Origin of the sequence: uncultured Streptococcus sp., assembly GCF_963528215.1 — a bacterium.
Lineage (GTDB): Bacteria > Bacillota > Bacilli > Lactobacillales > Streptococcaceae > Streptococcus.
On sequence record NZ_CAURVL010000001.1, the window covers coordinates 40,053 to 60,188 of the forward strand.

A 20,136-nucleotide genomic window follows, 5' to 3' on the forward strand; every position below is an offset into this window, starting at 1 on the left:
TTTTCTTGTTTTTAATTTTATCCGAAAGTCTGTAATCTTATTCTTGATGAGGCAAGATTACTTCTACTTCTGCGTGTGGACGTGGGATTACGTGAACTGAAATCAATTCACCAACGTTTTCAGCTGCAGCTGCTCCAGCATCTGTCGCTGCTTTGACTGCACCGACATCACCACGAACCAAGACTGTTACCAATCCAGCGCCGACTTGTTCTTTACCAACCAAAGTTACGTTAGCGGCTTTGACCATTGCATCAGCTGCTTCGATTGCGCCGACAAGTCCTCTTGTTTCTACCATTCCTAATGCATTTGCGTTTGCCATGATTGTATCCTCCAATTATAATGTTTAATATTGACTATTTTAGTTTTTCCAATACGCGTTGAACCAACAAGGTTACCAGTTCTTCTTCGTTTGATCCGTCAACTGCTACTGCTTTTGGTTCTTCCACTGCCATATTTTCTGCTTGTCGCAGGTCTGACAGTTCTGATGTACCGTAAGCTACACGACGGATATTGAAGAGATTGAGCGGGCTGACATTATCAGATGTCGCGCTGCCACCCACAGCTCCACAACCCAAAGTAAAGGCTGGGAAGAGACCAGTCGTTGCACCGACACCACCTAGAGCTGCTGGCGTATTAATCAGCAGACGAGATACTGGTTTTTTCAGTGCAAATTCACGAATAATTTCTTCATTTTGACTGTGAATAGCAAGAGTGTGGCCTGCACCTTCGTGATGCAAGATCTTAATGCTCAGCTCACAAGCTTCCAACCAGTCCTTGACAGTGTAGAAGCCCAAGACTGGAGCCAGTTTTTCCATAGAATATGGATACTGCTTACCTACGCCAGTTTCTTCTGCAATCAAGACCCGAGCATCAGCTGGAACTGAAATACCAGCTAACTCAGCAATCACTTGCGGTGTTTTACCAACCATCTTCGGATTCATCGCACCACTCGGCTGGATAATGAAGGAGCCTAGTTTCTTAGCATCTTCTGCTGGAACAAAGTAAGCACCTTGTTTCTTGAACTCTGCTACAACCTTTTCCTTCATATCTTCTTCGACGATGATAGACTGCTCAGATGCACAAATCACACCATTGTCAAAGGTTTTAGAATCCAAAATCTGACGAACAGCTTTTGGCACATCTGCTGTTCTTTCGATGAAGGCTGGACCATTACCAGGACCTACACCGATTGCTGGTGTACCAGATGAGTAAGCTGCTTTGACCATGGCATTTCCACCAGTCGCCAAAATCAGATTTGTATCCTTGTGTCGCATCAACTCATTTGTAGCTGCGATGGATACCCGATGAATCGCACTGATGGCTCCATCCGGACATCCAGCTGACTTAGCAGCTTTCTTGATGATTTCCACTGTTTCCTCAATACACTTAAGAGCGTTTGGGTGAGGAGAGAAGACGATACTGTTTCCTGCCTTCAAAGCAATCAATGCTTTATACATGACCGTTGAGGTCGGGTTGGTTGATGGAATCAAGCCAGCAATGACACCAACTGGAACTCCAACTTCCAAGACTTTCTTTTCCTTGTCTTCGCTGAGAACCCCAACCGTTTTCATATCCTTGATTTCTTCAAGAATACCTTTGGAAGCAAGAGCATTTTTCAATACCTTGTCTTCCCAGCGGCCAAAGCCAGTTTCCTGAGCCGCCATCTTCGCTAGGCGTTCACGCTCATCATAACAAGCTTTCGCTACTACTTTTACAATGGTATCAATTTGCTCTTGGCTCATTTTAGCAAGTTCTGCTTGGGCTTTCTTTGCATCCCGAATCAAATTCCTTACTTCCTGAATCGATACCAAATCTTTATCTTCTAAAAACATCCGCAATTACTCCTCTCCTATTGTTTCCATCAAAGTCTCAACGAGAAGTTTCTTGTTGGCAAATTTGATTTCTTTCTTGCTGAGACGGATACCTTCTTGATGATAGGCAAGGCTGCGTAGTTCGACGACTTTTAGTTTTTCCAGTTCTTCTCTGGTGTAGGTCCTTGTCTCTCCTTCAAGCTTCTCTGCTGGTTCAGCCTTAGTTTCCTTTACAGGCTGAGGCTTTTCTTCGATTTTTTCTGAAGGGATTGTTTCCGCCGTAGAAGCAATCTCTTTTTTAACTGTTTTACTGTTTCTCTTTGGTACAAAGAGAAGGTCTGTCTGATTATCCAGCCTAGAAATTACATGGCTGGCCAGATAGTAAGGTTTATCCTGTACCAACTCAACTGCTGCATCAACCGCTGAGCGGACTGCACTGACATCGCCTATTAATTGAACTGTGTTCAAACCAGCTTTGACCGTTTCAATATTAAGCAATGATACATTGGCAGCCTTCAAAGCCGCATCTGCCGCAACTACAGCACCTAGATAACCTTTTACTTCAATTAAACCTAGTGCTCTATCTGCCATTTAATCAACTCCTAATCAATAACTTTTAGGATCATTTGCTACTGCGATAACTGCATTCGCAAATGCGTCGCAGGCAGCTCGGCATGCTGACTGTGATCCGACCAGAAGTCCGCCGGCAAAGTTGGTTTCACTTGGTGGTCCGTAGAAGGCTCCAACCTGCACATCTGCCGCTTTCAAAGCCGCATCCAGTGCCACCATAGCTTCACCCGGTGGAGCAATCAAGTAAGCAATCGCTGTTCCTTCTTCTGCATTAGCCCCCTCTGACAGGTAAGAACCTGCACGAGAGATACAATGAGCAAAATAAGGAATACTGTCATCATCATTGGCACTGTAAAAGCTAGCCCCATTTTCGATTTCATAGACTGCTACATCCAGACCGCTGCGAACTTCTTCTGGGTTTGGACCAGCCAAGATACCGATGACTTCACCAGCCAGCTTAGTTGAAGCGTTGCCTGCACCAGCATACATACTGCGAGCATAGACCACTTCGACATCTGCTGCCTTGGTTGCTTCATCCAAGGCTACATAAGTGACATCATCACAGTCAGAAGTGATAATTCCCAGGCTTCTGTGATGTGGTTTCAGCTCCAAAGAAGCTGCCAAACCTGCATCCACGTTTGAAATCAGAAGGGCACTTAATACATTTGCACCTAATCGATCATTTTTCAAAGCCACTACCTCCTATTATTTCAAATCAATTCCTGATTTCTTATTATCAAGAATCTTCTTAATGATTTCTGCTACATAGGCTCCAGCTTCAACGGCTGGTGTTCCGCCTTTATGAATATTGGAAACAACGGTCCGTTTCGCTTCTGGCATACCAACTGTTGGCTTGTAAGCCAGATAAGCACTCATAGACTCAGCTGTTACCAGACCTGGACGCTCACCGACCAGCATACAGATAACTTCTGCTCCAGTCAGTTCTGCGATTTGGTCCATAGCTGCAACCCGAGCATGCTTGATAAAGAGTACTTCACCAAAGTCCAGTCCGAACATTTTCAGACCTTGCTTCAGAGCTGGCAGGAAGTCTTTGACGTTAGCCTCGATAGCTGATGAGCTAAGACCATCACCAACGACAATCTGAACTTTGGCATTAGGTTTGCATTTTTCCTTGATAATCGCCTGCTGATCTTCAGGGAAGACCCGGCCAAAATCTGGACGTGTCAAGTACTCATCCTTAGTTGCTGCCTTGGTCTGTACAGGAATGAAGCCCATTTCCTTGATAAAGTCATCTGAGACATAGGAAAAGACTGCATCCTGAGCTGCCGCATGGTCTGCACGGAAACGCAAAACACTTTGTGTCTTGTAGCGATCACCTGCCCGCCATAAGCCCAGACGTGCCGGAGTAAATTTCTTAATCTTCCGGTAAGCTTCTTCATTGATGGCATTCGGAACCAAGAACTGCTCCTGAATATCTACTTCCGTTATATCCGGAATGATGCCATCTTCAATCACTGAAGTGTCTTGTTTGACTTCTTCCTGCAGAGAAACCGCAGGTTTTTCAGCTTTGTTCTGGTCAGTCGCTGCTGTTTCTTTAACAGCTGAGTCGCCGCCCATCTCATTTAACAATGAGCGAATCATTTCTTTTAATTGCAATTCATCCACAATGATTTCCTCCTTGCTAATTTGATTTCATAAAGATGGAGCCGTCTCCGCCGATTTCTGTCAGGTGACCATCTTCCATCAAGCCCATTTTTTCCATCCACTCTTCAAATTCCTTGATCGGACGTTTATTGAGAAGTGAACGCATGGTTGCTGTTTCATGGTAACCAGTTGTTTGATAGTTAAGCATGATATCGTCACCATGAGGAATCGCCATGATGTAGTTAACATTAGCTGCTCCAAGAAGAACCAAGAGATTTTCAGCATCGTTTTGGTCAGCCTTCATGTGGTTAGTGTAGCAGATATCACAACCCATTGAGATACCAGTCAGTTTGCCCATGAAGTGGTCTTCCAAACCAGCGCGGATAACCTGCTTAGAATCGTAAAGATATTCAGGTCCGATGAATCCAACAACGGTATTTACTAAGAATGGATCGAAGCGTTTAGCGAAACCATAACAACGAGCTTCCATAGTCACTTGGTCTGCTCCATGGTGAGCATCAGATGAAAGTTCAGAACCTTGACCTGTTTCAAAGTACATGACATTCGGTCCAGCAGCTGTTCCCACTTTCAGAGCTGTATCCCAAGCTTCTTGAATGATTTTAGCATCAAAACCAAAGGCTTCATTTCCTTTTTCAGATCCAGCGATAGACTGGAAGACCAATCCTGTTGGAGCACCTTGATTCATGGCTTCAATCTGAGTAGTAACGTGAGCTAGCACACAGTGCTGAGTTGGAATCTTGTACTCTTCGATGAAGTCGTTAAACTTATGCAAGACGCGTTTGGTACTTTCTACTGAGTCATCTACTGGGTTCAATCCTAAGAGAGCATCCCCACATCCATAAGCAAAACCTTCCATAGTAGAAGCCATGATACCGTCTGGATCATCTGTGGTATGGTTTGGTTGAAGACGAGAAGAGAAGGTTCCCGGCATACCAATCGTTGTATTGGCATGTTTGGTAATGACAATCTTATTGGCAGCTACAATCAAGTCCAAGTTGGTCATCAACTTAGCAACCGCTGCTACCATTTCAGAAGTCAACCCACGAGACAGCCACTGAATGTCTACGTTCTTAGTCTTGTTATCCAAGATCCATTCACGCAGCTCTTCTACTGTCCAATTCTTAATCTTTTCGTAAGTACGAAGATTGACGTCGTCGATGATAATCCGTGTTACCTCATCTTCTTCATAAGGAACTACTGGATTATTGAACAAATCAGATAATTTCAGCTGAGCTAGTACAACCTTAGCAGCAACGCGCTCTTCGGCAGATTCTGCTGCTACTCCCGCTAGCTGATCCCCTGATTTGTACTCATTGGCTTTGGCCAGCACTTCTTTTACGGATTTAAATTCGTAAAGCCGACCAAACAATTTTGTTTTCAAAATCATGGATTACTTCCTCCTTATTGTAAATAAAAGTTTAATTAAACACCAATGTTTTCACGACAATTGGTAGGACCGATCCCTCAATGACTGGATTACCAATATCGATATAGTCGCCATTTTGAACATCCACTGAGTCAATGCAGACAAATGGATAATCCTTAGGCAACTGAGCAAAGAGACATTGACCTAGAACCTTGGCCATATCTTCTCTGACCACTACTAGCAGTGGAATTTTCTTTTCAATGCTTTCGCTCATTCCACTGACAATAGCCTCTGCGTATTCCAAAACCCGGGCGAAGCTTGGGCTTTTTTCTCCATTGATTGCCAAAGCCACCTGCTGGACTTCATTTTCCAGTGTGAACCAGGCTACCTTGTCCTTGATAATTTGCTGCAGCCCCTCCTTATCCTCATGCTCATCAGAAGCTGCCAGTTTGAGAACTGGAATGTTTTTAATAGGAAGGATATCAGAGATGTAGGTAATGGTACTGCCGCTGACATCGGTCGTATGGCTGCCGGCTCCAACAACGGTTGCCCGAATGGTCTCAGCTGACTGGATGACCTTCTTTTGTTCAAAAATCTTGGACTTTCTCAGCGCCCTGCCAAGCAGGATACCGATATCCCCATAGCGGAAATCATCCGCCGAGGTCGTTTCCAAGTATATTCCATCAGCTACACCACCAGAGAAAGATACGCAGTGGAGATCATAGTTCAACTTGAGACCGTGGTTGGTCTGTAGGAGCTCATAGTAAGGACTGTGATTGTCAATTCCTACAGACTGTTCTAATACGGAGACCATTTCTTGAATCAACCGATCCAAATCAGCCCGATGGACCGTTTCACCAACTGCCAGCTGAAGCCCCTGCTCTGCAATGATCGTTTGCAGTTTTGGAGCAATATAGCTAATCCGCTGGGTCTGCGGATCGATTTTTATCAGCCGACCTCCGATATCAAAACATCCTGTATCAATCACATCTCCTTCTCGGAAGGCTGCCAGATTGGAAGTCCCCCCACCAATATCAATATTGACAACTGATGTATGATGCTCTTGAGAATACTGATGACTGCAGGCCCCTTTACCCGCGATGATACTCTCAAGGTCTGGACCAGCCGTCGCAACGACAAAGTCACCAGCATAACCACTCAGTGCTTGGAGCACCTGGCTGGCATTTTCCTTGCGAGCCGTCTCACCAGTAATGATGACTGCTCCCATCTGAATGTCTTTTTTCTGAATGCCTGCTTTCGCATACTCATTCAGGACAAAGTTTTTGATCTTATCCACCTCGATCAAAAGTTGATCTGAAATTGGTGTGAAGATAATTTCACTTTTATAAAGAACTTTTTTATCTGTAATATAGACACGAGGAATAGTAAACACAGAAGCAATATTCTCGATGGTAAGCTCTGACAAGATCAGCTGTGTAGTGGCTGTCCCGATATCGAGCCCCACACTCAAAATTTTATCTGACATACTAAAAACCTCCAAAAAAAGACGCTCAAAGCAATGCAAACAAACAGAGTTCATTTACATTCTTCAAGCGTCATTGCTTTTTTCGACTGACATCATTGTTAGTCTGGTAATATTTATTTTTTAAAACGAATGGTCGTTGCCGTTCCCTCATGGTCTGAGTGGATAGACAAGGTTCCAAACAATTTTCCTTGGACAAAGCGCTCCACCAAGAGTAGACCCAGATGATTTTCAAAGGAATGCTCTTGATTGTAACCGCTACCATTATCCAGTACTTTTAAAGTTATTATATCATTTTTAAGTCCAACCTGCAAACGGATTTGCGGTTTTTCTGGATTTTTTTTGTTCTTAAAAGCATGTTCATAGCTGTTCTGCAGTAATTCATTGACGATTAGCGCCAGTGAAGTGGCCCGGCTGCTGTCGAGACAGAGTTCCGGTTCCAGGCTGTAGGTCAGGGTTATTTCCTTATGCCCGGAAAAACAACTCTGAACATTTTCGATAACTTTCTTCAGCAGATGCTCAATCTGAATGCTGTCATCCTGCTGAGAAGACAGGAGCTCGTGGGTCGCTGCTATGGAGAGCACACGATTCATACTGTCGTTAAGAGCTTTTTTGGTGTCCGCTCCTGGACTTTGCTGAGCCTGTAGTCGTAGCAAGGAAACAACGGTTTGCAAGTTATTCTTTACCCGATGGTTCATTTCACGAATGGTAGTTGTATGGGTTAAGAGCTGCGCTTCCTTTTCCTTGATGTCTGTAATATCCTTACAGATCATGACCACATTTTCACTCTCGGCCAGCAAATAGCGTTTGACCAAAAAGCAATACGTGCCATAATGTACCTCAACTTGATGAGGTTTTTCTTGAGGGGCTTGCGGTCCCAGTTGCTGGATTTCTTCAAAAGTCAGACTGTCTAAGACCAGATTGCTATAATGCATTCCCTCAATCGAGTCCATATAGCCCAGCTTATGGCGATAAGAATCGGCAGCTGCCTGATTGAAATACTTGAGATAGCCCTGCCGGTCAAAGACCAAACAAGCTTCGTCTATATGATCAAATAAAACAAACTGCTCTTGAGCTGAAATCTCAGGAGTGCTCCGCAACTCAAAACCGTCGTCCTCTTTATCTAAAGAAAAGTGGTCTGGTAAAGTCTGGGGAGCATTTCTTTCGATAATCAGCGTTCCAATGACGCGCTCTTCTCTCACTATCGGAAAGACCGTCTGATGGATGGCTAAGCCCTCCTGCGATCTGGCCGAAAGCCCTATCGAGGGAGCGCCCGTCTCCAAGGTCCGGATAACACCTGGCTCATTTTCCAGATAGGCCATAGCACCTACAACCGAGTTTTCGTACAAGCTGAGCTTGCTTTCCGGTTTTTTGTGAAAGATGACAATGGCATGTTCCGAAAAGATGTTCTTTACATCAATGAAGACATCTTCATTGGCATAAGCTGAGTTTTTCAATAATTCGTCAGCCTGTTGGACAAGATGCTCGATATCAGCCTCATCCAAATTTGTCTGTTCCTGACAAAGCTGCTTTATCTTATCTTTATACATCATTACACATCATCTTGGAGCACCAGCAATTTAGCAATCTCAATCATTGGCACTCTCTTTTGCATACTAATTGTCCGAATGCGCTTGAAAGCTTCTGGCTCTGACAAATGATCACGAGCCATCAGCAAGCCTTTGGCCTTTTCAATCACAATCCGATCGTCTATCTTTTTCGACAGCTTGACCATTTCATTGGACATCTGCTGAAGCTGGCGGCCTTTCTCAATGCAGACCTCTACCATAGGAATCAAGGACTTGGCATCCAAAGGTTTAACCAAGTAAGCACTAATCCCATTGGTTTTAGCTTTTTGAACATAGTGTTCATCACTGTAGGCTGACAGTAGAATCACACTGTAGGCTAAAGCATCTTCGAGTATCTTCTTACCTGCTGTCAGGCCATCCAAAAGCGGAAGCTTGATGTCCATCATGACCAAGTCACAACGATATTTCTGACACAAATCAATAGCCTCAAAGCCATCGGATGCCTCAGCCACCACTTCATAATCAGCTGCTTCTAATATATTTCGGATATCTAATCTTATAATTGGATCATCATCAACAATTAGTATTCTGCCCTTCATACTTCCCCTCGACAGTTTGATTTTTTATGTCCGCGTTACGACAGTGCTGGAGAAGCCTAAAATCTCTTCCAGACCTTGTAAAACGGCAATGAGAGCTGCCTCAACAGAAGAAACGTCACCTGTCATCACAACAGAGCCGCTGAAACGATCCACAAAACCAACTTGAACATCCGCAGCCTTGGTCGCAATATCAACTGCAATGATGGCCGCTTCACTCGGAGTGATCGTCAAGATTCCAATCGCATCCTTGATTTCTGCCTGCAATCCTAATTTTTCAAAAATGACTTCATCAGGATTGGCGATAAGGTGCGCCAAGGTCACTTGTTTCCCAGGAACGTATTCCTGTATCATTCTTTGTTTTTCTTCCAATTTAGTAAACCTTCTTCATGATTTTAAACCTTCAGAAGTGTACTGCATGCTCTTAATCATTATACAATAATTTTGGCATAACAGCAATTCAGAGGATTAAAACGCTTTCTCTAATACTTTAAGCAGTTCTTCTGCCGTAGGGACACGAGGGTTAGTCGGAGTACAGCCATCATGCAGGGCAGCTTCTGAAATTTCTACCTTGTACTGAGCAAAGACATCTGCTTTCACACCGTATTCTCTCAGAGAAGTTGGCATCTCCAGCTTTCTCTGCAGCTTCTTGATGGCTTCAACCAGCTGTCTTACTCCTGATACAGGGCTTGAAGCACTGCATCCCAGTAGTTTGGCAATATCCTGATAACGGCTGGCTACAGTCTTGTCCGCTGCCTGCCGGCCCCTATTATTGAGATCGATACCAGCATTATACTGAATGACATGGGGCATTAAAATACTGTTTAAACGACCATGAGGAACATGGAACTTGGCACCTGCCGCATGTGCCAGACTGTGATTGATACCCAAGTAAGCCGTATTGAAGGCCATCCCTGCCAGAGTGGATGCTGCGTGCATTTTTTCACGCGCTTCTACATCCTGACCATTTTTGTAGGCTTTAGGAAGATATTCAAAGACCAGCTTAATCGCCTTTTCAGCCAAGGCATCGGAGAAGTCGGTCGCCTCAGTGGATACATAGGCTTCAATAGCGTGAGTCAGCACATCCATTCCTGTATCTGCTGTGATGTTGCTAGGAAGAGACATAACCAAATCCGCATCCAAGATAGCAACATCTGGCAGAATTTCACTGGTCACCAACGGATACTTGGTGCCTTTGTCTGCATCTGTGATAACAGAAAAGTCGGTCACTTCAGATCCAGTTCCGCTTGTTGTAGGAATGGCGATGAGAATAGCCTCTGAGAAGGCACCCTGCTTCTTGGCAAAATAATACATAGCCTTGGAAGCATCAATGGCAGAGCCTCCGCCAATAGAAAGCACAATGCTGATTGGCTTGTCTCCTGCACTCTTGATACCAGCCACAACTGTTTCGATTGGCGGATCAGGCACAATATCTGTGAAAACAACAATATCATTGCTGTCATCAAAGTTGGCTAAAATAGCATCCAGCGTGCCAGATGTCTTCAAAAAAGGATCGGCAACGACTAAGATATGCTCGTTTTTATAATGGCTTAATTGCTGCAGAGCGCCCTTGCCCACATGCAATTCAGTCTTATAGGAAATCTTATACATCTTTTCTCCTTTCTGTTGTATCTATTTTTAAACAAAAAGAAACTATATGAAAATAAGACTGCTCCCCTACACACGTCACAGCATTTTCATATAGCTTCATTGCTTATTTATCTTCAGTACCCCTTTGTACTATATTGAATTATAACACAAAAGCGCTTTCATGGCAATGAAAAAGTCATTAATATAAGAAGTTTTTAGTGCCGCTTCTCTTTTCAAAAACAAGCTTGTTTGAAGGATTAAATTTTTATTAAAATTTGATTCGTTTTCCTTGTAATTACCTGTGAAAGGTGTTACAATCTAGTTACTAGGAAATTGATTTTAGTACTTTTAAGGATATGGAAGTCTGGTGTAAATCCAGCGCGGTCCCGCCACTGTGATAAGCTTTTCAGCTTTAAGTCAGGTCTTTATTCTTAAATTTTAGTAGATTTCATGCCTCGATGTAAGGTAGTGATGTCAGTTTGGAACAAACATTTTAGCTTAGTTTCCATTATTGACTCTACGTTTAAGTACGTTAATTTTCTAAAGATGAGGTTTCTCTTGTCTTTCTGCAAAGGAGCAGAGTCAATAATTGGAAAGCTAGTGCTAATCAACGAAGCTTAGCATGAAGATACAATGATGTATAGGCGGCTTTCTTTTTTTAGAACATCAAAATAAGTTCTGTCCTTCCAAGACTTGGTAAAAGTCAATTTGGAAAGACAGAACTTTTTCTGTTTCTTTTTATCACTGGCGTTTGCTTGCCCAACGCTCAACATCTGCCTTGGTGATATTGTGGAAGACCTTAGCACCTCTTTCATAGGCGATGTCTTCTTGATTTTTAGTAAAGTTGATTACTCGAGCCAAGGCAAAGAAGTAATCTGATAGACGGTTGACAAAAATCAGGACATTATTGTTAATTTCTGTAGTCCACATAGCCCCTACGATATGACGCTCTGCCCGTCTTGCAATGGTCCGAGCCACATGAATCATGGAAGCAATCTCGTCACCGCCCGGCAGGATAAACCTTTCCAAAGCTGGTGGAATTTCTGCGTAGGTATCAATCCTCTCCTCAATCCAGTCAATTAGCTGCTGATCAACCTTATAGGGATAAACTCCCTTTGGTGTAGAGAGGTCTGAACCACAGTCAAAGAGATAATGCTGCAGCTGAAATAGCTCATCTCTCAGCTTATCATCCTTGTCCAGCTTGGTAATAGTATAACCAATCCAAGAGTTCAGCTCATCAATGGTCCCGTAAGCATTAACCCGTTCTGCATCCTTGGCGACACTTTGACCGCCAACTAGCTTGGTCAAGCCCTTGTCACCTGTTTTTGTATAGAGTTGCATATTTTTTCTCCTTTAAGTCACATTTTTGCGAATATCAACATAATCTTCTTCTTTCAAGCTGCCTTCTGCAAAGGTTGGCATATGCTCCATGGTATAGACAGCATTTTCCAGCAGAAAGAAAGCCAAAGGACAGCCTGAGCCTTCACCCAGTCGCATGTCCAGCAAAAGCATGGGCTCCAGTCCTAGAAAGTCACTGACCAGTCTGTAAGCAGGCTCCGTCGAAGCATGGGAAGCAAAGCTATAGTCCAAGACATGAGGAGTCAGCTGATGGGCAATCAGAAGCCCCGTCAGAGAGATAAGACCGTCCACTACACATGGCAGCTGATAGCGGGCACAGGCGAGATGAGTGCCTGCCATAGCCAGCATATCTAGCCCACCAAGCTTAGCGGTCAGATCCAGAATATCTCCATAAGGAGCGTGACGATCCAGACACTGCTGAATAATGGCTGTTTTATGAGCCTTCATATCCTGAGTCAGACCAGCTCCATAGCCTGTGACGTCTTCTGCTTTAAGACCGAGAACTGCAGCAATAACAGCAGCTGAGGTGGTGGTGTTGCCAATCCCCATTTCTCCAGTTCCAAAGAGACAATAGCCGTCTTTAATCAAGGCCTCTGTCTTCTTGTAGCCGACTAGAATTGCCGCTATAGCCTGCTCGCGGGTCATGGCCGGCTCCTTGAGCATATTGCGCGTCCCATGACAAACCTTGTCCGTATTTTCCTCAAAGATATCCTTCTTGCAGCCAATGTCTACCAGGCAGATGTCTGAACCAGCATGCTTGGAAATAGCGCACAAGCCTGACTTCCCTGCTAGAATATTTCGAGCAACAGTATAGGTCGTTTCTTGAGGATTGGCAGAAACACCTTCAGCCACAATGCCATTATCTGCCACGTAGACGAGAACAATCTTTTTCTCTAAATCAATAGGACCAGAAAACATAGCATGCAAGCGAGCATAGATAGTCTCGAGCTTTCCCAAGGAGCCTGGCGGCTTTCCTAGCTGATCACAGTAGCGCTGGCCTTCTTGAAGCTTGTCTTTGTCTATCGGAAGAATCTGCTCAATAATTTTTTCTAAGTCTTTCAAACTAGTCTGTCTCCTCCCTGACCGGCTGCACCCCTTCAAAAATAATCCTGCTCAAGGTCCGAGTCTGATAATAAGCCCCACTGGCTGAGCGAGCTAGTTCAGCCTCTAACTGAGGCAAGACTGCTAGCTGTTCCCTGTTCAGCAACAAACCAACCAATGTACCACTATGGGCAACATTGAGCCCTAAGCATTGGTATTTTTTTACCAAATTCAGTAATTCTTCCAGATAGGGCTTGGGCAGCCGTTGGTTATTCAACAAAGCACTATAGGTCGCTAAATGGCCAAGTTTTTCCAAACTCTTCTCCTGACAAGCCGCCTGAAAGAGAGGAAGCAAGCGCTTGGACTCCTCAAGCGGATAGCTAGGACTGTCCTTCATCCGAACCAAGTCAAGAGTTGTCACCATCTCCACAGGCTCCAAGATATAAACATAGAGCTCCGGTCGCCAGTCTGTCTGCCAGACCACTCGACCAGTCAGGGGATTAATGACCGTCCAGTCCGCAAAAGCCACCGAGTCAGTAGGCTCAATCTTGGCACAGAGACGCGTCAAATCCGCTGCTTTTAGAAGCTGCTTCTGCCCCAGAGCAGCTGCCTGCAGGCAGCTAACCATATCTGCTGTGCTACTAGAATAGCCCTTGCTGATGGGCAGGTCTGACTCCTGAACAAAAGAGAAAACATTGGACTCAGGCAGGAGCTCCAAAGCTCGCCTTACCTTTTCACCTTGGACTTGCCTTGCGAGAGACGAAGCTCCGTCCAATCTCACTCGACTGCGCTTCTCAATCCCATAGGAGAGCAGGACTTCCTGCTCTCCTACTAAACCTTGAAATAACTCACCGCAGGAACCTGGACAAGACACGATTCCCTTAGTCATAAGGAGCCTCTTTCGCCAAGACTTCTGTCAGACAAGCCAGAAGCTGTTCATTTTCCTGATGGCTGCGGATGGCTATACGGTAATGCCGGTCTGTCAGATCATGATAATTTTGACAGGAACGGATAAAAATCTTTCTCTGCCGAAGCTCCTGACGCAGGTCCAGCCGACCTAGATACTCAAAGAAGATATAGTTGACACTAGGCTTGACCGGCCGAATCTGTGGAAATGCAGTCAGTCCTTGAAAAAGAAAATCTCTTTCTACTCGAAGCCACTGCTTGGTAGCTTGCTGATAGTCCTGATCCTCCAAAAGGACAGGCAGGGCCTGATCCGCCATGGCATTGACCGACCAAGGAGCGCGACTCCCCTCTATCTCATCAAAGCAAGTTGGATGGCAGCTAAGAGCATAGCCCAGCCTCAGACCAGGAATAGCATAAAACTTGGTCAGAGACCGCACCACTACTGCATTTGGATAGGTAGCCAGACATGATACGAAGCTATAGGACTCCTCATCGTCCAGAAAGTCCATAAAAGCCTCATCCAGTATCAAAAAGATTTGCCGCTCCTGCAGGTAGTCAGCTAACTTTTCTAATTCAGTACACCGAATCAGGGTACCTGTCGGATTATTGGGATTGCAGATGAGTACAGCGTCTCCTGCAGTCAGTGAATCCAAGGCCGGCAACATGTCAGCTAGATTCCACTCATAGGATGGAGAAGGAAGGCTAAAGCGCTCCACCTTGGCCTGCACTTGCGAAAAGGCTTTTTCATATTCCATGAAAGTAGGGCTCAGAGTCAGGACCGTTTTTGGACGCAGGAAGCGGGCCAGCTCATAAAAGACTTCTACCGCACCATTTGCCAGCAGGACATTGTCCTTTTCTAGGCCATGATGATGTGCCAAAAGCTCTCTGGAGTGGCTGTAGCTGATGTCTGGATAATGAACCAGCCAATCAATGGATTCGGTCAGACAAATCCTCAGCCGCGGAGAAATTCCCAAAGGGTTGATATTGGCACTGAAATCCAGACAGTCTTCTAGAGAAAAACCAAATTCCTCAGCCAAAGCTGCCGCATTTCCACCGTGCTCTACTTTCATAAATAGACATTCCTTCCTCGTTTCCTTGTTAGAATCTAGTATACCATATTCGGCTTTTTCGTCCTTAGTCTGCCTCCAGATAAGCCTGGAGACGGTCAATTCCTTCGTTTTCCGTCGCTGATATTTCAAAAATTTCCTTGGCTCCAGCCGCTTTCAGCTGTCGCCGTGCTTTTTCGATTTGCTCCGGCTGTTCAGCCATATCAATCTTGGTAACAATGCCAATCACTTCTTTATTGAAGAGGGAAGAAAAACCCTGAGGAAAGGTCTGCATCTGATTGGAAGCCGCCACCAAGAGACCAATCACATCAGCCTCCGTTGCTGTCACGTTCAGAGCATTATAATACTTACGATGCTGGAGAAATTCTCCAGGCGTGTCAATGATGGCATCATAGAACTCAATGGCCTGAGTCTTAAAGTAGCTTAGCTCCAAGCCTTTCAGTCGCTGGGTCAGAGTAGTCTTACCCACTCCGACTGGACCGACAAACATGATTTTTTTCATATTTTGCATCCATTCCTCTCTATGACAGGGAACTGCCTGCTATCTGCTTAGCTGGGCTTCCTTACTATCTAGTTTGATAGTTTCCCTGCCGTTGAGCAGTACACCTTTATTTTCATCGCGGCCTTGCAGGTAGTAAAGTGCATCTTCCTGACCGTAAGTTTCAATTGCCTTAGTTTGCAAAAGACCGATTCCCTTGCTAGGATCTCTCAAAAGATTGAAGATAATACCCATTTGCAGTTTAGGGAAGTCCTTGAGCATAGCATAGTCGCCATTACTGTCACCGGCAATCAGGATTGGTTCTTGATTGTCATGATTGACAGCAATCAGCTTTTTGATGGTCTCTGTCTTGCCCTCACCTTGAGTCTGAGCATAGTTGGTATCATATTCTGGCTGAATCACACCCTGATCATCCTTTTTCAGGCGCATAGCAGTGACATTTTCTTTAGGAATATTGTAGCCATACTTAGAATTACTAGCATAAGGGATAATCACATCGATATAAGACGCAGAGCAGATATAGACATCAATGCCGTTAGCCATCAGAGTCTTGTAGAGATTTTGCATTTCCTTGACCGAGCGAACACCGCGCTTGAAGGTCACAGTGATTTGGCCTGACTCACCTTTCAAGCCTTCTGGACTTTCCCAAGTTTCAGAAGTCAGCTTGTCTTGGAGAGCTTGGTCAATAGACTTTTCAGATAGAGCTTGAACTTCTTCAGAAGTCATACCTGCATAGAGGTAGGTCACCCATGGATAACTGATGTCAGAGCTGAAGGTATCACCAATCGCTTCGTAAAGATAGCGGAGTTTAGCAGCAAAGTCTTGGTATTCATCGGTCTTTTTGACTTCTTCCAGAGACTTGTCTCCTTGCATTCCCTTATAGCTATTGTAAATAACCGTGTAGTCAGAAAGCAGGTCAGCCGCAATCTTGTCAATGTTCACTGGTTCACCATCTTTATTATGGAAATCCTCAACAAAATCGTCGCTCGGTATATTGGTCCGCACTGCTTGGTCAAATTCTTCCGGCGTCATCTTAAAGGCCAGATTTTCAATTTGATAGGTAAAGGTTGCTTCGCCAATGTCATTAATGACGGTCGTATTGTCCCAGTCAAAGACGGCATAAGGTTTTTTATTTTTATCGTAGGTAGAGCTGGTGTTCCCATTCTCCTTGATGAGCTTGGTCAGACGGGCATAAAGCTTGTCTTCCCAGACGCCCTTATCCAAAGTCTTAGCCTTGTCCTTATCTGTTGTCTCCGTCTTAGCCGAGGATGACTCCGTCGTCGTCTTATTATTCCCCGCTTGACAAGCTCCCAGAAGCAAAGCCAAACTACAAAGCAGCACAATTCCTTTTGTCCGCATAGAAACAATCCTCCATAAAAAAATAATAGTGCGCAAAAAAATGGCATAGAAAACCCCTTTGATTCTGAAACACTCGCTTCATTGCGATCAAATCAGGCTTCCTTGCCATTTTCTATACTGTTATTATATTATAAACTATCTGATTAACTTTGTCAATGAAGCGCTTTCAAATTTGTAAAAAATAAAGGCAGAGAAAAATTATTTCTCTACCTTAGCAAACTTTTAGAATATAAACGCTATAACTGTTTAACTAAATAGGAGATATTCGGAACACCACTCAACTTTTTGTCAGTTACTAAAAACACCTCAAATCAGTTCATCACTTTTCGGATGATTCCTTATATTAAATAGCTGCATAAAACGCATCTACCATAACAGCTGGCAAAGTCAAGGTTAACAAAATTCCCAATAAAACACCAAAGGCATTCTGAATATAACCCGTTAGGAGAGAAGGAATGATTGTTGCCCCTGCAAAAGCTACAGCAAAATTATTCCACCATGTTTTCTTTCTATCTCCTTCTTTTACTTGATTAAAAGCCCAGACTTTTCCTTGATTCTTTGGGAGATAATACCAAGCATAGAGGCCACAAGCAAAGATAAAAAGGAACATCATCAATATTACATAAAATGGAGTGAGAGGGGATTGATATATCTCCTTGCCTCCTATAGGACTACCGTCTGAAATAACCATTAGTAAACCAATAAAATTTAGACCTATCACTAAGCTTAACACTGTGAGGGCTATTAAATAATATGTTAAAATCTTCCATGCACTTATTAAATAGGGAATAAAAGAAATGATAATACCCAATATATTCACAAGACCGCAAAGCAAAGAAAGTCCTTTAAAGATACCTAGATAATCTTCATAACTTCCAACCAAATACATAAAACCGCTTAATGCCAAACCAATCCATGGATATAATTTAATATAACCTAAACTGACACCATGTGTAATCAATGGACCATGGTATCTTTCTTTTTCTATATTAGTGATATTTACTTTATCTTTTCTATTTATCTTTACCATTAACGAGACCACCCTTCCACTAGTTTAAGCCATTAGTTCTATTAGAAAAGATTTGTAAAAATCTGAATTATTTATTGGTCTATAATCTATAATAATCATATTCAAAAAATCGTAATATTTTTTCTTCATTTCGCAGCTCCTGTATTGATATTTTTGTTTCTTCTAAGCTTCTCAGTATTAATTACTCTTATCCATTTTAAATCATTCTTGATAAACAATCCAGTTCTAGAGGATACGTTCATATTTCCAGCTTCCCTCTTAATAAAAAAAGGGAAATCGTTTCTTAGACAATCCCCTTTAATTCTACCATTTTTCAGGCACTTGATTTCTCCAGCCAGTGAAAACTTGTGCATAGCCCAATAGATACAAGGGCGTCAATGCGATGCTCAAACCTACCAAGGCAATAATCATATAGAGTCCTGACAGCATAAACAAGCGAGTGATGACTGCTACTGCAGCTGACAAGCAGCACAGGACGATGGCGTGAATCTGCAAAATATTGATCTTTTGTTTCTGTTCAAAATATCTCAATTTTGAAATGATCACCATCTGATAGAGCAAATTAATCAACTGATAAGACAAGCTGAGTATGATAAAAATCATAAAAAATGCTAAGTGGTTCTCACCAAAAAAGATGGAGCCCCAAAAAAGCAATTCAAAATGCAGAAATAGGTAAGAGCTGGTCGGAATGAGCTGCAAAGCTTTAATATCAAAAAACTTTTGGAAGAGTAAAAAGGCCAGGAACAAAATAAGCGCGTGAATGATAGTAAAATTCATGACCATCATGCTCCGCTCATGCATCTCACCTCGCAAGAAAATAGAAACGATAGATACCAGTGAGATAAAAAATACCTCAATTAAACCAGCCTTATAAAAATCTAAGTTTCTGATTGGATTACAATCCGTAACAAGAACATTCAAAAATTCATAATATCTCTTTTTCATTTTGTAAACTCCCATTGTTTAACTTTATAAAATTTCCCCTAAACTTTGCGAAATTTTCTATAAAAAAATTCCACATTTCATTATATCATACAGTATATAGGCTAAGGAAGTCTTATAAAACTATAGGTATATCTCTATAGGATAATTCCCTTTCTCAATCATTCGCCAAGTTGGCATTTTTCCGCTATAATAGTAAGGATGAACATCAAAGAAGAAATTATTAACTTAGCAAAAGAAATTGGGATTTCTAAGATTGGCTTTACGACAGCGGATGATTTCGACTATCTGGAGAAGTCGCTGCGCTTGGCTGTAGAAGAAGGGCGAAATTCAGGATTTGAACATAAAAACATCGAGGAGCGGATCAAGCCCAAGCTCAGTCTAGCCTCAGCCAAGACCATTATCTCTATCGCAATCGCTTACCCCCACAAGCTCAAGCAGCAGCCTCAGAAAACGGCCTACAAGCGGGGCAAATTCACCCCCAACAGCTGGGGGCTGGACTACCATTATGTCCTGCAGGACAAGCTGGACCGGCTTGCCAAGGGAATCGAAGAGCTGACCGCTGATTTTGAATACAAGGGCATGGTGGACACGGGCGCCTTGGTCGATACCGCCGTAGCCCAAAGAGCAGGAATCGGCTTTATCGGCAAGAACGGCTTGGTCATCTCCAAGGAATTTGGCTCCTATATGTTTTTAGGAGAGCTCATCACCAATCTGGACATCGAGCCTGATCAGCCTGTCGACTACGGCTGCGGAGACTGCAACCGCTGTGTGACAGCCTGTCCCACTTCCTGCCTGATTGGTGACGGCAGCATGAATGCCAAGCGCTGTCTATCCTTTCAGACTCAGGACAAGGGCGTCATGGATCTGGAATTTCGCAAGAAGATTAAAACGGTCATCTATGGCTGCGATATCTGCCAAATCTGCTGCCCTTACAATAAAGGCTTGGATAATCCGCTCGCAACAGAGATTGATCCCGACCTTTCTCATCCCGAGCTCCTGCCTTTCTTGGAGCTTTCCAACGGTCAGTTTAAGGAGAAATTCGGTCATGTAGCCGGCAGTTGGCGGGGAAAAAACATCCTTCAGCGCAATGCCATTATCGCTCTGGCAAATGCCAATGATCGCTCTGCCATTCCCAAAATGCTGGAAATTATCGACAAGGGGCAAAATCCGATTCATGTCACTACAGCTATCTGGGCTCTGAGTCAGCTGGTGCGTGAGGCCCATCCAGAAATGATAGAACTGGTCATGGGCATCAAAAATCCAACTCCGCAAATCCAAGAAGAGCAAGGCCGTTTCCTAAAGAAATTTGACCTAGAAGAAAAAATTGTGATAGAAAACTAAACCGCTGAGATTCTTCAA

The 20,136-nt window shown here is 43.6% G+C and carries 19 protein-coding genes, 1 pseudogene and 1 riboswitch; of the genes and pseudogenes, 1 reads left to right on the top strand and 19 read right to left on the bottom strand.

What is annotated here, in order from left to right; translation table 11 throughout:
• Nucleotides 1-37: 37 nt before the first annotated feature.
• The 19 genes and pseudogenes from pduA to RWS24_RS00275 form a co-directional block, all read right to left on the bottom strand.
• Nucleotides 38-319, bottom strand: coding sequence for a propanediol utilization microcompartment protein PduA (pduA, locus tag RWS24_RS00185; RefSeq protein ID WP_002898203.1), 282 nt, complete (start codon nucleotides 317-319; stop codon nucleotides 38-40).
• 34 nt (nucleotides 320-353) lie between these two features.
• Nucleotides 354-1,832, bottom strand: a complete 1,479-nt coding sequence (locus RWS24_RS00190; RefSeq protein ID WP_002901059.1) for an acetaldehyde dehydrogenase (acetylating) — start codon at nucleotides 1,830-1,832, stop codon at nucleotides 354-356.
• Between the two features lie 6 nt (nucleotides 1,833-1,838).
• Nucleotides 1,839-2,402 (bottom strand): BMC domain-containing protein, encoded by a 564-nt coding sequence (locus RWS24_RS00195; RefSeq protein ID WP_002901060.1) that lies wholly within the window; start codon nucleotides 2,400-2,402, stop codon nucleotides 1,839-1,841.
• Nucleotides 2,403-2,417: 15 nt separating this feature from the next.
• Complete coding sequence (gene eutL / locus RWS24_RS00200; RefSeq protein ID WP_009659835.1) at nucleotides 2,418-3,071, bottom strand: ethanolamine utilization microcompartment protein EutL; 654 nt, start codon at nucleotides 3,069-3,071, stop codon at nucleotides 2,418-2,420.
• A gap of 15 nt (nucleotides 3,072-3,086) precedes the next feature.
• Complete coding sequence (gene eutC / locus RWS24_RS00205) at nucleotides 3,087-4,007, bottom strand: ethanolamine ammonia-lyase subunit EutC (protein ID WP_124764564.1); 921 nt, start codon at nucleotides 4,005-4,007, stop codon at nucleotides 3,087-3,089.
• Nucleotides 4,008-4,023: 16 nt separating this feature from the next.
• Complete coding sequence (locus tag RWS24_RS00210) at nucleotides 4,024-5,394, bottom strand: ethanolamine ammonia-lyase subunit EutB (protein ID WP_002903902.1); 1,371 nt, start codon at nucleotides 5,392-5,394, stop codon at nucleotides 4,024-4,026.
• Nucleotides 5,395-5,425: 31 nt separating this feature from the next.
• A complete protein-coding gene (eutA, locus tag RWS24_RS00215; RefSeq protein ID WP_002896385.1) occupies nucleotides 5,426-6,859 on the bottom strand; it encodes an ethanolamine ammonia-lyase reactivating factor EutA in 1,434 nt (477 codons plus the stop codon).
• 113 nt (nucleotides 6,860-6,972) lie between these two features.
• Nucleotides 6,973-8,409, bottom strand: a complete 1,437-nt coding sequence (locus RWS24_RS00220) for a histidine kinase N-terminal domain-containing protein (protein ID WP_314364437.1) — start codon at nucleotides 8,407-8,409, stop codon at nucleotides 6,973-6,975.
• On the bottom strand, nucleotides 8,409-8,984 hold the full coding sequence (locus tag RWS24_RS00225; protein WP_004188108.1) for an ANTAR domain-containing response regulator: 576 nt from the start codon (nucleotides 8,982-8,984) through the stop codon (nucleotides 8,409-8,411). The genes RWS24_RS00220 and RWS24_RS00225 overlap by 1 nt, the downstream gene beginning before the upstream one ends.
• A 24-nt stretch (nucleotides 8,985-9,008) precedes the next feature.
• Nucleotides 9,009-9,353 (bottom strand): BMC domain-containing protein, encoded by a 345-nt coding sequence (locus RWS24_RS00230; RefSeq protein ID WP_002898216.1) that lies wholly within the window; start codon nucleotides 9,351-9,353, stop codon nucleotides 9,009-9,011.
• Nucleotides 9,354-9,449: 96 nt separating this feature from the next.
• On the bottom strand, nucleotides 9,450-10,592 hold the full coding sequence (locus RWS24_RS00235) for a 1-propanol dehydrogenase PduQ (RefSeq protein ID WP_314364440.1): 1,143 nt from the start codon (nucleotides 10,590-10,592) through the stop codon (nucleotides 9,450-9,452).
• Nucleotides 10,593-10,902: 310 nt separating this feature from the next.
• A riboswitch (adenosylcobalamin (AdoCbl) riboswitch) is annotated at nucleotides 10,903-11,051 on the top strand.
• Between the two features lie 261 nt (nucleotides 11,052-11,312).
• Nucleotides 11,313-11,912: a cob(I)yrinic acid a,c-diamide adenosyltransferase gene (locus tag RWS24_RS00240; protein ID WP_314364441.1), complete on the bottom strand. Its 600-nt coding sequence runs from the start codon at nucleotides 11,910-11,912 to the stop codon at nucleotides 11,313-11,315.
• A gap of 12 nt (nucleotides 11,913-11,924) precedes the next feature.
• Entirely contained in the window at nucleotides 11,925-12,992 is a 1,068-nt protein-coding gene (gene cobT / locus RWS24_RS00245; RefSeq protein WP_314364443.1) for a nicotinate-nucleotide--dimethylbenzimidazole phosphoribosyltransferase, read from the bottom strand.
• A gap of 1 nt (nucleotide 12,993) precedes the next feature.
• Nucleotides 12,994-13,860, bottom strand: coding sequence for a kinase (locus RWS24_RS00250; protein ID WP_314364445.1), 867 nt, complete (start codon nucleotides 13,858-13,860; stop codon nucleotides 12,994-12,996).
• Nucleotides 13,853-14,947 (bottom strand): threonine-phosphate decarboxylase CobD, encoded by a 1,095-nt coding sequence (gene cobD, locus RWS24_RS00255; RefSeq protein ID WP_314364447.1) that lies wholly within the window; start codon nucleotides 14,945-14,947, stop codon nucleotides 13,853-13,855. Before cobD ends, RWS24_RS00250 begins: the two co-directional genes overlap by 8 nt.
• A 64-nt stretch (nucleotides 14,948-15,011) precedes the next feature.
• Entirely contained in the window at nucleotides 15,012-15,446 is a 435-nt protein-coding gene (locus tag RWS24_RS00260; protein WP_080555648.1) for a EutP/PduV family microcompartment system protein, read from the bottom strand.
• Between the two features lie 39 nt (nucleotides 15,447-15,485).
• Nucleotides 15,486-16,802 carry a haloacid dehalogenase-like hydrolase gene (locus RWS24_RS00265; RefSeq protein ID WP_314364449.1) on the bottom strand — a complete coding sequence of 439 codons (1,317 nt, stop codon included), beginning with the start codon at nucleotides 16,800-16,802 and terminating at the stop codon, nucleotides 15,486-15,488.
• A gap of 306 nt (nucleotides 16,803-17,108) precedes the next feature.
• A pseudogene (locus tag RWS24_RS00270) lies at nucleotides 17,109-17,832 on the bottom strand (hypothetical protein).
• 303 nt (nucleotides 17,833-18,135) lie between these two features.
• Nucleotides 18,136-18,792, bottom strand: coding sequence for a lantibiotic ABC transporter permease (locus RWS24_RS00275; protein ID WP_314364450.1), 657 nt, complete (start codon nucleotides 18,790-18,792; stop codon nucleotides 18,136-18,138).
• A gap of 183 nt (nucleotides 18,793-18,975) precedes the next feature.
• Here RWS24_RS00275 and queG point away from each other — a divergent pair, with 183 nt between their 5' ends.
• Nucleotides 18,976-20,118 carry a tRNA epoxyqueuosine(34) reductase QueG gene (queG, locus tag RWS24_RS00280; protein ID WP_314364452.1) on the top strand — a complete coding sequence of 381 codons (1,143 nt, stop codon included), beginning with the start codon at nucleotides 18,976-18,978 and terminating at the stop codon, nucleotides 20,116-20,118.
• Nucleotides 20,119-20,136: the final 18 nt, after the last annotated feature.

Excerpts from the sequence above, each read along its gene's own strand:
- RWS24_RS00260 (WP_080555648.1), bottom strand. The coding sequence starts at position 15,446 with ATGAAAAAAATCATGTTTGTCGGTCCAGTCGGAGTGGGTAAGACTACT.
- pduA (WP_002898203.1), bottom strand. The coding sequence starts at position 319 with ATGGCAAACGCAAATGCATTAGGAATGGTAGAAACAAGAGGACTTGTC.
- RWS24_RS00225 (WP_004188108.1), bottom strand. The coding sequence starts at position 8,984 with ATGAAGGGCAGAATACTAATTGTTGATGATGATCCAATTATAAGATTA.
- RWS24_RS00220 (WP_314364437.1), bottom strand. The coding sequence starts at position 8,409 with ATGATGTATAAAGATAAGATAAAGCAGCTTTGTCAGGAACAGACAAAT.
- RWS24_RS00265 (WP_314364449.1), bottom strand. The coding sequence starts at position 16,802 with ATGCGGACAAAAGGAATTGTGCTGCTTTGTAGTTTGGCTTTGCTTCTG.
- cobD (WP_314364447.1), bottom strand. The coding sequence starts at position 14,947 with ATGAAAGTAGAGCACGGTGGAAATGCGGCAGCTTTGGCTGAGGAATTT.
- RWS24_RS00210 (WP_002903902.1), bottom strand. The coding sequence starts at position 5,394 with ATGATTTTGAAAACAAAATTGTTTGGTCGGCTTTACGAATTTAAATCC.
- RWS24_RS00190 (WP_002901059.1), bottom strand. The coding sequence starts at position 1,832 with ATGTTTTTAGAAGATAAAGATTTGGTATCGATTCAGGAAGTAAGGAAT.
- RWS24_RS00195 (WP_002901060.1), bottom strand. The coding sequence starts at position 2,402 with ATGGCAGATAGAGCACTAGGTTTAATTGAAGTAAAAGGTTATCTAGGT.
- RWS24_RS00250 (WP_314364445.1), bottom strand. The coding sequence starts at position 13,860 with ATGACTAAGGGAATCGTGTCTTGTCCAGGTTCCTGCGGTGAGTTATTT.
- RWS24_RS00235 (WP_314364440.1), bottom strand. The coding sequence starts at position 10,592 with ATGTATAAGATTTCCTATAAGACTGAATTGCATGTGGGCAAGGGCGCT.
- RWS24_RS00240 (WP_314364441.1), bottom strand. The coding sequence starts at position 11,912 with ATGCAACTCTATACAAAAACAGGTGACAAGGGCTTGACCAAGCTAGTT.
- RWS24_RS00275 (WP_314364450.1), bottom strand. The coding sequence starts at position 18,792 with ATGGGAGTTTACAAAATGAAAAAGAGATATTATGAATTTTTGAATGTT.
- eutA (WP_002896385.1), bottom strand. The coding sequence starts at position 6,859 with ATGTCAGATAAAATTTTGAGTGTGGGGCTCGATATCGGGACAGCCACT.
- queG (WP_314364452.1), top strand. The coding sequence starts at position 18,976 with ATGAACATCAAAGAAGAAATTATTAACTTAGCAAAAGAAATTGGGATT.